General features: G+C 74.7%; 10 protein-coding genes, 1 pseudogene and 1 riboswitch. Of the genes and pseudogenes, 3 read left to right on the forward strand and 8 right to left on the reverse strand.

What is annotated here, in order from left to right; all coding sequences use genetic code 11:
- Nucleotides 1-30 precede the first annotated feature (30 nt).
- From ABZ370_RS21855 to ABZ370_RS21890, 8 genes and pseudogenes are all read right to left on the reverse strand, one after another.
- Nucleotides 31-444, reverse strand: a pseudogene (locus ABZ370_RS21855) (cobalamin biosynthesis protein); the annotation flags it as partial.
- 90 nt (nt 445-534) lie between these two features.
- Complete coding sequence (locus ABZ370_RS21860) at nt 535-1,992, reverse strand: cobyrinate a,c-diamide synthase (protein WP_358623331.1); 1,458 nt, start codon at nt 1,990-1,992, stop codon at nt 535-537.
- Nucleotides 1,986-2,582, reverse strand: a complete 597-nt coding sequence (gene cobO / locus ABZ370_RS21865) for a cob(I)yrinic acid a,c-diamide adenosyltransferase (RefSeq protein ID WP_358623333.1) — start codon at nt 2,580-2,582, stop codon at nt 1,986-1,988. Before cobO ends, ABZ370_RS21860 begins: the two co-directional genes overlap by 7 nt.
- Nucleotides 2,582-4,750, reverse strand: coding sequence for a putative cobaltochelatase (locus tag ABZ370_RS21870; RefSeq protein ID WP_358623336.1), 2,169 nt, complete (start codon nt 4,748-4,750; stop codon nt 2,582-2,584). Before ABZ370_RS21870 ends, cobO begins: the two co-directional genes overlap by 1 nt.
- 58 nt (nt 4,751-4,808) lie before the next feature.
- Nucleotides 4,809-6,341 (reverse strand): cobyric acid synthase, encoded by a 1,533-nt coding sequence (locus ABZ370_RS21875; RefSeq protein WP_358623338.1) that lies wholly within the window; start codon nt 6,339-6,341, stop codon nt 4,809-4,811.
- A complete protein-coding gene (locus tag ABZ370_RS21880; RefSeq protein WP_358623341.1) occupies nt 6,338-7,318 on the reverse strand; it encodes a cobalamin biosynthesis protein in 981 nt (326 codons plus the stop codon). The genes ABZ370_RS21875 and ABZ370_RS21880 overlap by 4 nt, the downstream gene beginning before the upstream one ends.
- Before the next feature lie 141 nt (nt 7,319-7,459).
- A riboswitch (cobalamin riboswitch) is annotated at nt 7,460-7,600 on the reverse strand.
- A gap of 166 nt (nt 7,601-7,766) precedes the next feature.
- Nucleotides 7,767-7,997, reverse strand: coding sequence for a hypothetical protein (locus ABZ370_RS21885; protein ID WP_358623344.1), 231 nt, complete (start codon nt 7,995-7,997; stop codon nt 7,767-7,769).
- Nucleotides 7,998-8,012: 15 nt separating this feature from the next.
- Nucleotides 8,013-9,329: an inorganic phosphate transporter gene (locus ABZ370_RS21890; protein WP_358623347.1), complete on the reverse strand. Its 1,317-nt coding sequence runs from the start codon at nt 9,327-9,329 to the stop codon at nt 8,013-8,015.
- Nucleotides 9,330-9,566: 237 nt separating this feature from the next.
- On the opposite strand from ABZ370_RS21890, the gene ABZ370_RS21895 reads away from it, so the two are divergent.
- The 3 genes from ABZ370_RS21895 (at nt 9,567) to ABZ370_RS21905 (ending at nt 13,099) form a co-directional block, all read left to right on the forward strand.
- Nucleotides 9,567-10,322 (forward strand): class II aldolase/adducin family protein, encoded by a 756-nt coding sequence (locus ABZ370_RS21895; protein WP_358623349.1) that lies wholly within the window; start codon nt 9,567-9,569, stop codon nt 10,320-10,322.
- Between the two features lie 105 nt (nt 10,323-10,427).
- Nucleotides 10,428-11,555, forward strand: a complete 1,128-nt coding sequence (locus ABZ370_RS21900) for a hypothetical protein (RefSeq protein WP_358623351.1) — start codon at nt 10,428-10,430, stop codon at nt 11,553-11,555.
- A 137-nt stretch (nt 11,556-11,692) separates the two neighbouring features.
- Complete coding sequence (locus tag ABZ370_RS21905; protein WP_358623353.1) at nt 11,693-13,099, forward strand: hypothetical protein; 1,407 nt, start codon at nt 11,693-11,695, stop codon at nt 13,097-13,099.
- Nucleotides 13,100-13,288 lie beyond the last annotated feature (189 nt).

A 13,288-nucleotide genomic window follows, 5' to 3' on the forward strand; every position in this document is an offset into this window, starting at 1 on the left:
AGCGCCGTCGGGACACGCCACGGCAGGTCTTCGGCCATCTCGCGGGCCGCGGCGGGCGATCGCGCAGGTGGCCCTCGACGGCCCGCCACCGCCCGGCTCCGACGCCCGCTTGGCGACGAGCAGTTGGCCTCCCGGTCCGGCTGCCAGCAGCGCGGCGGCCTCGGCGACACTGGGCGTCCCCATGGCGGTGAGCGCCGCCCCGGACGGGTTCGGCACCTCGACGGCGGCCAGCACTTCCGCTCCGTACCCACGCAGTGGCACCCCGAATCGCTCGGCCGCGGCCCGCAGCGCGGGCTCACCGGTCTTGGCCTCGACCGTCGCCAACTCGGCGACGCCGCCGGGCGCGAGGCCCGCCCCGGCGAGGGCCGCCGCCACCAGTCCGGCCACCTCGCCCACGGACACCCCCCGCCCCGCGCCGACGCCGACGATCAGATCCGGCGGCCGTGAAGGGTGTGGCTGGTGTGAAGGGCGTGAAAGGTGTGAGGGGTGTGGTCGGTCCATCTCAGGTCGGTCCATCTCGGGTCACCGCCTCCGTCATCCGGTGGCGGGCACACACCCGGCCACGAACCGGGCCGCCACACCGGGCGCCGCCGCCCAGTGCACATGGAGATACGAGGCATGCACGTTTCCCGGTGCGAACCCTTCGGTGCGGCGCTGCGGATGGACGAGCCCCCAGGCGGGCGTTTGACCCGCGCCCGGCTCGACGGTGGTGCGGTGGAACTCATGACCGCGCACCCGGGTCCCCGCGGCGGCGAGGGAGGTGTCGGAAATGGCCACGGCCTCACGGTAGCCCAGCGTCAGCCGATCCGACATATGTGCCTCGGCGTCCACCACCGCGCACATCGGGCGGCCGTCCAGCGAACGCGCCAGATACAGCAGCCCGGCGCACTCGGCGGCGATGGGCGCCCCGGTCGCCGCCAGCTTCGCGACCTCGGCGCGCAGCGGCTCGTTCGCCGACAGCTCCGGTGCGTACACCTCCGGGAAGCCGCCACCGATCACCAGCCCGCCGACGCCCTCGGGGAGGCGCTCGTCCCGCAGCGGGTCGAACGGCACGACCTGCGCACCCGCGGCGGTGAGCAGCTCGGTGTGCTCCGCGTAGGAGAAGGTGAACGCGGCTCCGCCCGCCACGGCGACCACCGGACGCGGACCTTCCGGGTGCCGCCCCTCCGGCCGCGGCCCCCCGGCGACGGCCGCCGCCGGGCCCAGCTCCGCCACCGGGTCCCACACCGGGCCGGACAGGGGAGGCGCGCTGCCCGCCAGCGCCATCAGCCCGTCGAGATCGCACCCCTCCCGCACCCAGGTGGCCAGCGCCGCCACCGCGTCCGTCGCCTCCGTGCGCCGCTCGGCCACCGGCACCAGGCCGAGATGACGGCTCGGCGTCCCGACCTCGCGCATCCGGCGCAGCGCGCCGAACACCGGCACCCCGGCCCCTTCGAGGGCCTCCCGCAGCATCGCCTCGTGCCGGTCCGACCCGACCTTGTTGAGGATCACCCCCGCGACCCGCACCTCCGGGTCCCAGGAGGCGAAGCCATGCACCAGCGCCGCCACCGAACGCGACTGCGACGACGCGTCCACCACCAGCACCACCGGCGCCCGCAGCACCTTGGCCACCTGGGCCGTCGACGCCAGCTCGCCCTGCCCGGCCGCGCCGTCGAACAGCCCCATCACGCCCTCGATCAGGGCCAGATCGCAGCCCGCCGCCCCATGCAGGAACAGCGGGGCGATCCGGTCCGGACCGCACAGATAGGCGTCCAGATTCCGCCCCGGCCGCCCGGCCCCGCCACCAGGCGCCCGGCCACCAGGCGCCCGGCCGCCACCGGCGGACGAGACGGCCAGCGCGTGATAGCCGGGATCGATGTAGTCCGGGCCCACCTTGTGCGGGGAGACATCGAGACCGCGCTCCGCGAAGGCGGCCATCAGCCCGGCGGTGACGGTCGTCTTGCCGCTGCCGGAGGCGGGCGCGGCGACGACCAGTCTGGGGACTCTCACCACTCGATGCCTCGCTGGCCCTTCTGACCGGTGTCCATCGGGTGCTTGACCTTGGACATGTCGGTGACCAGATCGGCGAATTCCACCAGCGGCGCCGGTGCGTTGCGCCCCGTGATGACCACATGCTGCGTACCCGGCCGGTCGCGCAGGACCGACACCACTTCCTCAGGATCGACCCAGCCCCAGTGCATGGGGTACGCGAACTCGTCCAGCACATAGAGCCGGTATGTCTCCGCCGCGAGATCGCGCTTGACCTGCTCCCAGCCCTCGCGTGCGGCCTCCTCGCTGGAAGCCATGTCGCGCTGGACCCACGACCAGCCCTCGCCCATCTTGTGCCATGCGACGGTCCCCCCTTCGCCCGAGTCGCCGAGGACGCGCAGCGCACGCTCCTCGCCGACCTTCCATTTCGCGGACTTTACAAATTGGAATACACCGACCGGCCAGTTTTGGTTCCACGCCCGCAGCGCCAGGCCGAACGCGGCGGTCGACTTGCCCTTCCCCACGCCCGTGTGCACGAACACGAGCGGCCGGTTGCGGCGCTGGCGGGTGGTCAGCCCGTCGTCGGGGACGACGGTCGGTTGTCCTTGCGGCATCAGGCTGCCCTTCGTGTGTTCTGTACCGTCCGTACATCGCGGACCAGCGCCGTGACGCTGTCCGCGCGCAGTTCGTCGAGGGTGACCGGAGTGCCCCGCAGATCGCGGGCCAGCGTGCCCGCCAGGCCCAGCCGCACCGGCCCCGCCTCGCAGTCGACCACCACCGAGGCGACCCCGTCGGCCGCGAGCAGCCGCGCCGCGCGCCCGGCCCGCTCCACCGGTGTGGACTCGGCGACCCGGCCGGAGCCCGCGGCCTTCTTGGCCTCGGTGGCCCGCCCGTCGGTCACCACGACCAGCAGCGGACGGCGCGAGGGGTCCCGCAGCCGCTCCACCCGCAGCACCTCGCGGGCCTTCAGCAGCCCCGCCGCGAGCGGGGTGCGGCCGCCGGTCGGCAGCTGTTCCAGCCGGGCGGCGGCGGTGTCCACCGACGAGGTGGGCGGCAGTGCCAGCTCCGCTCCCGTGCCCCGGAAGGTGATCAGGCCGACCTTGTCCCGCCGCTGGTAGGCGTCCAGCAGCAGCGACAGCACCGCGCCCTTGATCGCGCCCATGCGCTTGCGGGCGGCCATCGAGCCCGACGCGTCCACGACGAACAGCACGAGATTGCCCTCCCGGCCCTCCCGCACCGCCTCCCGCAGATCGTCCCGGCGCACCAGCAGCCCGGGGCCGCTCCGCCCGCGGCTGTGCTGATGCGGGGCGGCGGCCCGTACCGTCGCCGTCAGATGAAGCGAGGTCAGCGTCCCCCGGGGGCGGCGCGCACCGGCGGTGCGGCCGTGCGCGGTGCGGGCGCGCGACCGCCGCCCGGCGGCGCCTTCGCCGAGCCCCGGTACGTCCAGCCGCCGGGTCCGGAACGGCTCCGCGGCGCCCACGGCCGCCCGCTCGCCGCCGCTGCCACCGGCCCCGCCGCCCTCCTCGGACTCCGCGGGCTCGGCGCCGGACGACGCCTCGGGTTCGGCCGACCGCTGTTCGGGGATGGACGGCTCGGGCCCGCCGGGCGGCGGCGCCTGCTCCTGCCCGCCGTCCTGGGGACGGCCGCCGCCGGGCCCGTCGGGGCCGTCTCCGCCGTCGGAACCGCCGCCGGGCCCGCCCGGGCCATCGGGGTCGTCATCCGGGCCCTCATCGGGCTCGGCGGCTTCCGGCTCGGGCTCCGGCTCCTCGTCCTCGAACTGCCGCAGCACCTCGTCCAGCTTGTCCTCGTCCAGCCCCGGCGCGTCGAACGGCGCCCGCCGCCGCCGGTGGGGGAGCGACAGCAGCGCCGCCTGCCGCACGTCCTCGGTCCGCACATCCGTCCGGCCCGCCCAGGCGGCCAGCGCCGTCGCCGTACGCGCCGTCACGATGTCCGCGCGCATCCCGTCCACCTCGAACGCCGCGCACACCGCCGCGATCTGGCGCAGCGCGCGGTCGCTCAGCCGGACGGCGGGCAGCAGGGCGCGCGCCGCCGCTATGCGCTCCCGCAGCTCGCCCTCCTCGTGCGCCCAGCGCACGGCGAACCCGGCCGGGTCCTCGTCGTACGCCAGCCTCCGGCGCACCACCTCGACCCGCTCCTCGGTGTCCCGCGACGCCGTGACCTCGACGGTGAGCCCGAAGCGGTCCAGCAGCTGCGGCCGCAGCTCGCCCTCTTCCGGGTTCATGGTGCCCACCAGGAGGAAGCGCGCGGCGTGCCGTACGGAGACGCCCTCGCGCTCCACGTAGGAGGCGCCCATGGCGGCCGCGTCGAGCAGCAGGTCGATCAGGTGGTCGTGCAGCAGGTTGACCTCGTCGACGTACAGCACCCCGCGGTGCGCGTCGGCGAGCAGCCCCGGCTCGAACGCCTTGACCCCGTCGGACAGCGCCCGCTCGATGTCGAGCGACCCGACGAGGCGGTCCTCGGAGGCGCCGACCGGCAGCTCCACCATCCGCGCGGGGCGCGCGTCCCCGGCGACGGTCTCGTGCGGTCCGTCCGGGCAGTCCGGGTCGGGCGCGGCCGGATCGCAGGAGAAGCGGCATCCGGGGACGACGCCGACCGGCGGCAGCAGGGTGGACAGGGCGCGCACGGCCGTCGACTTGGCCGTGCCCTTCTCGCCGCGCACCAGCACGCCGCCCACGGCGGGCGAGACGGCGTTGAGGAGCAGGGCTAGCCGCATGTCGTCCATTCCGACGACCGCGGTGAACGGGTAGGCAGTGGTGGTCATGCTCGGGTACCTCCTACGGTGCGTGCGCGGTCGGTGCGTGCGGGCTCGCGTCTCGTGCTCAATCCGTTCCTCCCGGCGCTCCGGGCGGTACGAAGGGCAGTCCGTCCGGTACGCCGCCCTCGATGAGCCTCAGCAGCGCGTCCGTGTCCGCGTGCTCCTCGATCAGATCGCCCAGCCGGTCGAGCTGCTCCTCGCGCAGCTCCCCGAAGCGGGTGTCCGGCGCGGGCACGAACGCCCGGCCCGCCGCCTCCGCGACCCGCCGCAGGAAGGCGCGGCGGAAGCCGTCGCTCTCCAGTGAGCCGTGCCAGTGCGTGCCCCATACGGAGCCCACCCGGCAGCCGTCCAGGAAGGGTTCGTCGCCGCCGCCCTGCAGTTCGGCGATCCCGTGGTGGATCTCGTAGCCCTCCACCCGTTCGCCCAGCGCCTCGCCGACCGGCCGGGCCAGGGTCTTACCTGCGGCGAAGCGGACCCGTACGGGCAGCAGCCCGAGGCCCGCGACCGTTCCGGCCTTCGACTCGACCTCGTCCTCGATTCGCTCGCCGAGCGCCTGGAAGCCGCCGCAGATGCCGAGCACCGGCCGCCCCTCCGCGGCCCGCCGCGCGATCGCGTCGGCGAGGCCGCGCTCGCGCAGCCACTCCAGCGCGCGCACGGTCCCCCGAGTGCCCGGCAGCACCACCAGATCGGCGTCGGCCAGCTCCTCCGGGCGGTCCACGAAGCGCACGATCACGCCCGGCTCGGCGGCCAGCGCGTCCACGTCGGTGAAGTTGGACATCAGCGGTACGGCGGTCACCGCGACCCGCAGCAGGTCCGCGCCGTGCGGCGGTGCGACGACGCTCTCGCGCACCGTGCCGCGCAGCGAGACGCGCAGTCCGTCCTCCTCGTCGATGCCGAGGCCGTGCGCGTACGGCAGCACGCCGACGGTCGGCCGCCCGGTGAGGTCGCGCAGCATGTCCAGACCGGGTTCCAGCAGGGTCACGTCGCCGCGGAACTTGTTCACCACATAGGCGGCGATATGCCGCTGGTCCTCGCGGGACAGCAGCGCGGTCGTGCCGAAGAAGGACGCGAAGACGCCGCCGCGGTCGATGTCCCCGACCACGACGACCGGCAGCCCGGCGGCCCGGGCCAGCCCCAGGTTGACGATGTCGGTACGGCGCAGATTGATCTCGGCCGGGCTGCCCGCGCCCTCGCAGATCACCGCGTCGTGGGTGCGCCGCAGCTCGTTCAGACAGTCGGTGACGGTCTCCAGGAGGCCTTCGCGCCGCCACTCCGCGTGGTAGCCACGCGCGCTCATCTCGCCCACCGGCTTGCCGAGCAGCACCACCTGGCTGCTGCGGTCGCTGCCCGGCTTCAGCAGGACCGGGTTCATCAGGGCGCTCGGTTCGGCGCGCGCGGCGGCGGCCTGCATGGCCTGGGCCCGCCCGATCTCGGCGCCGTCCTTGGTGACGAAGGAGTTGAGCGACATGTTCTGCGCCTTGAACGGGGCGACCCGGAGCCCTTTGCGCGCCAGCCAGCGGCAGATGCCCGCCGTGACGACGCTCTTACCGGCGTCCGAGGTCGTCCCCGCGATGAGCAGTCCGCCCCCCAGGGTCATCGGTTCACCCTTTCCTGATCGGCTCCGGAGCCCTGAGGGGCACCGGAGCGAGCCGCGACGGTGGTGAGCAGGGCCAGCGCCGCCACCCGCCGCGAGAGGCGGATCGCGCGCGGGATGTCGGCCGCCGTCACGGGACGGCCGCCCGGGTTCAGCACGGGGCGGTGCTCGACCCGGCCCCCGTACGTCAGCGTGCCGCCCAGCCGGACGCCCAGCGCGCCCGCGAACGACGCCTCCACCGGGCCCGCGTTGGGGCTCGGGTGGCGTCCGCCGTCGGCGCGCCAGGCGCGCCGCGCGCCGCGCGGGTCGGGCCCGGCGAGGGTGGCCAGCACCGCGGTGAGACGGGCGCCGGGCCAGCCCGCGGCGTCGTCCAGCCGGGCCGCGGCCCAGCCGAACCGGCGGTATCGGGCCGACTTGTGGCCCACCATGGCGTCCAGCGTGTTGACGGCCCGGAAGCCGACGAGCCCCGGCACCCCGGCCACGGCCCCCCACACCAGCGCGCCCACCACCGCGTCCGAGGTGTTCTCGGCCACCGACTCGACGACCGCCCGCGCGATCTGCCGCTCGTCCAGGGCCTGCGGATCGCGTCCGCACAGATGGGGCAGCCGCTCCCGCGCGGCGTCGACGTCCCCGGCGGCCAGCGCGTCACCGATGGCCCGGGCCTCCCGGACCAGCGAGGTACCGCCCAGCACGGCCCAGGTGGTGGCGGCGGTCAGCGCGGCGTCGGCGGCACGGGAGGGCCCCACGAGGGTGCGTACGGTACGCGCCAGCAGCGCGGCACCGGCGGCCGCACCGCCCGCGCACAGCGCGGTGTGCAGGGCCCCGGAACCGCGGTGGTCGCGCCACAGCCGCCGCTCGACGGCCGCGGCGGCGCGCCCGAACGCGGCCACCGGATGGCCGCGGCGCGGATCGCCCGTGGCGAGGTCGCCGAGGAAGCCGAGTGCGGCGCCGCACGCGTACGAGGCGTGATCGGCACGCATCCTTCAGACCGCCGTCATGCCTCTGCGGCGGGGACCGCCGCCGAGCATACGGACAGTTGGAGCTGACGGCGTGGCAGTGCCGGGCATGGCGGTATGTCCTCACTCAGGGTCCGCGCCCTGGTTCGACGTGACCGGCGGTGAAAGTCTCCTGGCTCCCGGATCGGCGGCTCTCCCGGTCTTCCAGCCCTCCTCGCTACGGACGGCCGTGACCCCTTGCGGTGAGGGGAGAGCGCTCCCCGGTGACAGTGGCGGGACCGCGCCGGATTCTCACCGGCTTCCTCTCCTGCCGCCGTTTGGCTCGGGAAGTCCACCATGGGGTGCGAATGGCCGTCAACTCGCATTTGACCTGCGATGCCAGAGTGTGCGGAGCTCCACAGGCGCACACCTGGCAACGACCGCGGGGCGGCGGGCGCCGATAGCGCCCACCGCCCCGCGGCTTCCGTGGCTTTCAGGCCACGATCAGATAGATGCCGTACGCCACCACCGCGGCGCACAGCGCGAAACAGGCGTACGCGCCGGTGCGCGCAACCGGGGACGCGCCGCCCGCGGTGGCCTGGGGCTGCGCCTGAGCCGTACGGGAGGTGCCCATGATGCCCAGGGTGAAGACCCCTACGACGCCGACCGTTGCCGCGAGGCTGATGCCGAAGACCTGGCCGAGTGCCGCCCAGTCGATCTGCATGGTGTGTGCTCCCTGTCAGCTGCTGGAACGGGTTCCCGCGGCGGCGGGAGTGGGTGCGGAGGGGGACGAGGCGTTCCGGGTATCCGTGCCGCGCGTGCCGTCGGTGCCGGCGGTGGCAGACACGGTCGTCGGCTGTGCGGACCCGGCCGAGGCGGCCTTCCCGGCGGGCGGCGGGGCCACCGACCGCACGGCGGCGGTGACGACACCGACCGGCTCGGCGGACTCCGCACCCGGCGCGTTCACGTTGCTGGCGTCCACCGGCTTGCGCCGCGAGAGCACCCAGATGACACCGCAGCCGAGCACCGCGAGGACGGCGACCGCGGCGATGCCCCCGCTGCCCTGGCCGGCCAGGAGCGCCGCACCGGCGGCCACCAGACCGGCGGCCGGGAGGGTCAGCACCCACGCGACGACCATGCGGCCCGCGGTCGACCAGCGCACCACCCCGCCCTTGCGGCCGACGCCCGCGCCCATGACGGCGCCCGAGCAGACCTGCGTGGTGGACAGCGCGAAACCGATGTGGGAGGAGGCCAGGATGACGGTCGCGGCGCCGGTCTGGGCGGCGAAGCCCTGCGGCGGCTGGATGTCGGTGATGCCCTTGCCCATGGTGCGGATGATGCGCCAGCCGCCCAGGTAGGTGCCGAGGGCGATGGCGAGACCGGCGGAGACGATCACCCACATGGGCGGGTCGGAGTCGGGGGCGATGACGCCGCCGGTGACCAGCGCGAGGGTGATGACGCCCATGGTCTTCTGTGCGTCGTTGGTGCCGTGGGCCAGGGATACCAGGGCGGCCGAGGCGATCTGCCCGGCGCGGTAGCCCTTCGCGGTGTCCTCCGCGGCCCGGTCGCGGGCCAGCCGGTAGGTGAGCCGGGTGGCGGCCACCGTGGCGATGCCCGCCACGACCGGCGCGGCCACGGCCGGGATGAGGACCTTCATGACGACCGCGTCGCCGTTGACCCCGTCCATGCCGACGGAGACCACGGTGGCGCCGATGAGGCCGCCGAAGAGGGCGTGTGAGGAGCTGGACGGAAGACCGGCCAGCCAGGTCACCAGATTCCAGAGGATCGCGCCGACCAGCCCCGCGAAGATCACCTCGGGCTGGATGCCGGACCCCTCGTCGATGATGCCGCCGGAGATGGTCTTGGCGACCTCTATGGAGAGGAAGGCGCCGACGAGGTTCAGGACTGCCGACATCGCCACCGCGACCCGGGGACCGAGTGCTCCGGTGGAGATGGTGGTGGCCATGGCGTTGGCCGTGTCGTGGAAGCCGTTCGTGAAGTCGAACACCAAGGCCGTGACGATCACGATCCCGATGAGAAGCGTGATGTGTTCCATACACCCGGTCAATCAGTTCGGAGGGCGGTCAGTGCCACGGTGAACGTAAGGAAACTGGGTGAACGGGAGATGAACTGAGGCGGGCTTCATGGTGACGCGGGCGCGGTGGTGTGAGAACGGCTGGTTTTCGACCGGACTCCCTTTCGCCATACGGTATTTGACATCCATACATCGGGCTGATGTAAGCCGCTCCGTCCGGTGTTCCTGTGGAAGGATCACGCCCGGAGGTGAGGGCCCATGACGGAGCCGCGATCGGCACGACAGCCGCAGTCCGTACGACGGACGCAGTCGGCGCGACGGCCGCAGCCGAGGCTGACCCAGCCCCTGCGGCAGGCCTGGGCGCATGTGGTGCGGACGGCCCGCAGAACCACCGCCGACGGGCTCGTCGTCGGCACCTCGGGCAATGTGTCGGTCCGGGTCGGCGACACCGTCCTGGTGACCCCGAGCGGCGTCCCGTACGACCGGCTCGGCCCGCGTGACGCGGTCGGCGTCGACCTCGACGGCCGCCAGGTGCTGGGCACGCTCGCGCCCACCAGCGAGCTCCCCATGCACCTCGCCGTCTACCGTCACACGGACGACGCCTCAGCCATCGTCCACACCCATGCCGTTCACGCCACCGCGGTCTCCACGCTCGTCGGTGAACTCCCCGCGATCCACTACATGACCGCCGCGCTCGGCGGGCCGGTCCGGGTCGCCGACTACGCGCTCTACGGAACTGATGAATTGGCCGAAAACATGCTGCACGCGCTGCGCGACCGCTCCGGCTGTCTGCTGCGCAACCACGGCACCGTCGTATACGGCGCGACGCTGGACCAGGCGTACGACCGCACCGCCCAGCTGGAGTGGATGTGCCAGGTCTGGCTGGCCGCGGCCGCCGTTCCCGGCCATACCCCCACCCTCCTCCCGCCCGCCGAACTGGAGCGCGCCGCGGCCAAGCTCAGCGGCTACGGCCAGCAGCCCGCCGGGGACGCCGGGGACGCCGCCCAGCCGTAGCGCGGCCGCCGCCCGGCCCCGGACGGGTCCTGGACCGGTCCTGGCGGGGCCCGAAACAGCCCATCCCGCTGGCCGGTCCGCCGCTCCCCGCCCACACTGGGAGGGATGCGTGTGCGGACAACGGCGGTCGCTGCCGCCACCACTCTGCTCGGTGTCGGCGCGGCCGCGGTGGCGGCGGGCCGGTACGTCACCGACGCTGCGCTCAGACCGGCGCCCGACCGGCCGCTGCCGAACGAGCCACCGCTGACGGTGCACGCCACCGGCGACGGGCGGATCACCCTCACCCGTTCGCTCGCCTCGCTGCGCCCCGGCACCTACGGTCTCGTCGGCCGGATGTGCCACGCCGTCGTCGGCCCGGTGGACGAGGGCGTTCCGCACCCCGCCGACTGCGTCGTACGCCGCCTGGAGCGGGTCACGCACGGAACCCTCGACACGGGCACCCGGGTACGGCTCACCCCGCAGGTGTACACCGGCAACCCGCGGGACGCGCTCGGCCTCGACCACGCCGATGTCGACATTCCCGGCGAACTCGGGCCGCTGCCCGCCTGGTTCCTGCCCGGCGAGCGCACCACCTGGGTGATCACCACCCATGGCCTGGGCACCACCCGGGAACACCCCATGGTCGTCATGGAGCTGCTGCACCGGCTGCGGATACCGGTGCTCGACCTCGCGTACCGCGGCGACCCCGGCGCCCCGCGCCCGCCCGACGGCATCAGCCACCTCGGCGAGACGGAGTGGCGCGACCTCGACGCCGCCATCCGCTACGCGGTCCGCTACGGGGCGGAGAGCGTCGTCCTGCACGGCTGGTCCACCGGCGCCTCCATGGCCCTGCACGCGGCCGCCAACTCCGCACTGCGGCACCGGATCAGCGGCATCGTCCTGGACTCCCCGGTGCTTGACTGGCGGGCCACCCTGCGCGCCCTCGCGACGGCGCGGCGCACCCCCGCCGCCCTGCTCCCGCTCGCCGTCCGGGCGGCGGAAGGGCGCACCGGGCTGCACGACGGCAAGCTCGCGGAGGCGGCCGACCCCGGGAGCCTGCCGGTGCCCACGCTCATCGTGCACGGCCCCGACGACACCCTCGCGCCCTGGGGCGCCTCGCGTGAACTCGCCGACGCCCGGCCCGAGCTGGTCACCCTTCACCCGGTGCGGCACGCCCCGCACGCCGCGATGTGGAACGCCGACCCGCGAGGCTACGAGGAGGCCCTGCGCCGCTTCCTCACGCCCCTCATCTAGGCCGCTTCCTCACGCCCCTCATCTAGAGGGCCACGGAGGCCATCAGGCGGTTCCGGCTACGTGCCGTCATCCGGCCGCGGCGACCGCCGGACGGGTGCCGATTGGGCTTTCGGGCCGTCAACGGCGAGACTGCTTCTGTGACGTCCCGTACTCCGCGCGACTCCCGGCTCCGACTCGTCCGCCAGCGGCCGATGGCCACCGCCACCAGGCCCGCGCCGAACCGCTCCCGGCCGGCGCCACGCCCGCCCGAGGGCACGCCGCCCCGTCCGGAGCTGGCCCGGCAGGCCCGTGCGGGGCTGGTCGGGGCCGTGGAGGTGGCCCGCTGGGCCGCGGCCGAGGACGACTCGCTGGGGGCCCTCTCCGACGAGACCGCCGCCCGCGCCGCCGCGACACTCCGGCGCAGCGCCGAGGAGGTGCGGGCCGACTGGGACCGGGCCCGGCTCGTCGGACTCGTCGATCTGCACGGCGGCACCGCCCGCCCCGGCTGGCGGCTCCAGGCCTGGGACCGCGACGACAGCGCGGTGCTGCGCGGCTGGGTCGCGCTGCTCGACGCCTGGTCGCTGGCCAGCCCCGCCCCGGAGACCGCCGAGCCCACGGCCGTCGCCGAGGTGGTCGAGGCCGTACCGCAGCTGCTGCCGCTGCTCCAGCTGTCCGCGGGCCCGGTGCAGATCTCCACGCTGCTGGACATGTTGCGCAAGCGGGTCGCCGAGCTGCGCACCGAGCGCTGCGAGGTGCCGTACGGGGTGGGCGCACCAGTCGATGCCATCGCCCCGGCACCGGTCGGCGACCCCGACCGGCCGAGCGCCGCCGAGGCCGACGACGATGCGCTGGAGGCCCTGCTCGGCTGGGCCCTGGACGCCCTCGCCTCGGTCGGGGCGCTCACCGTCCTCGAAGGCGACGCCGTCCTGACCGCGCTCGGCAACTGGGCGGTGTGGGTCAAGCTGGAGCAGATCTGCGTGGCCGCCCAGAGCCCCGCCGGGAACATCGAGCACCCCGCCGCCGACATGCTGCGCGGCTGCGCGGGCCTCACCCCCGGGCCCGCCCGCGCCGAGTACCGGGCCTGGCTCGCCGCGCGCCCGGTGGGCAGCGCCATCACCGAACTGCTGGACGCGGCGCGCGGCGATGACGCGCTGCTGCGCGGGCTCGCCTTCGAGGCGCTGCGGGTCGCCGGGGCGCCCGCCGAACCCGCGGTGCGGGCCGTCGTCGACGAATCGTGCCTGCGGCCGTACGCGCTGCTGTGGCTCGCCGAGCACGAGGGCGCCGACGCCGAGGACGCGCTGGACGTGCTCACCCGCCAGGAGGCCACCTGGCTGTGGGTGGACACCGCCGCGGCCATCTCCGACCACGGCGAGAGCCCGCTGCTGGTGCGCCACCTGGAGTCCGCGGTGCAGGGCACGGTGCCCGCGCTGCTGGCGGAGGTACGTGCCGTCGGTCACCCCCGTACGGTGCAGGTGCTGGTGGCGCTGGCCGCCGCGCACCCCGACCCGGCCCTCGCCAAGGCGGTGCGCCGGGCGGCCTTCCAGGTCCACACGGGCGGCGTCTGAGGGGCCCGCGGAGGGCGGGGGAGGCCCCGGAGGGAAGGCGGGGAGGGCCTGGAGCACCCGGACCCCGGGGGAAAATCCGGTTGCCCGCACCGCTAAACTGACCCGCATGGCAATTCTCCTCGTGCATTAGACGGCGTCGGCCCCGCCCGCTGGTCCGTCCCGTCCGCCGTCCACCCTGCCCAGGAGTAA

Source organism: Streptomyces sp. NPDC005962, from assembly GCF_040629205.1.
GTDB lineage: Bacteria > Actinomycetota > Actinomycetes > Streptomycetales > Streptomycetaceae > Streptomyces.

What these genes read in the sequence shown, in the direction of transcription:
- ABZ370_RS21890 (WP_358623347.1), bottom strand. Translation starts at nt 9,329, where the DNA reads ATGGAACACATCACGCTTCTCATCGGGATCGTGATCGTCACGGCCTTG.
- ABZ370_RS21885 (WP_358623344.1), bottom strand. Translation starts at nt 7,997, where the DNA reads ATGCAGATCGACTGGGCGGCACTCGGCCAGGTCTTCGGCATCAGCCTC.
- ABZ370_RS21900 (WP_358623351.1), top strand. Translation starts at nt 10,428, where the DNA reads ATGCGTGTGCGGACAACGGCGGTCGCTGCCGCCACCACTCTGCTCGGT.
- ABZ370_RS21880 (WP_358623341.1), bottom strand. Translation starts at nt 7,318, where the DNA reads ATGCGTGCCGATCACGCCTCGTACGCGTGCGGCGCCGCACTCGGCTTC.
- cobO (WP_358623333.1), bottom strand. Translation starts at nt 2,582, where the DNA reads ATGCCGCAAGGACAACCGACCGTCGTCCCCGACGACGGGCTGACCACC.
- ABZ370_RS21870 (WP_358623336.1), bottom strand. Translation starts at nt 4,750, where the DNA reads ATGACCACCACTGCCTACCCGTTCACCGCGGTCGTCGGAATGGACGAC.
- ABZ370_RS21875 (WP_358623338.1), bottom strand. Translation starts at nt 6,341, where the DNA reads ATGACCCTGGGGGGCGGACTGCTCATCGCGGGGACGACCTCGGACGCC.
- ABZ370_RS21895 (WP_358623349.1), top strand. Translation starts at nt 9,567, where the DNA reads ATGACGGAGCCGCGATCGGCACGACAGCCGCAGTCCGTACGACGGACG.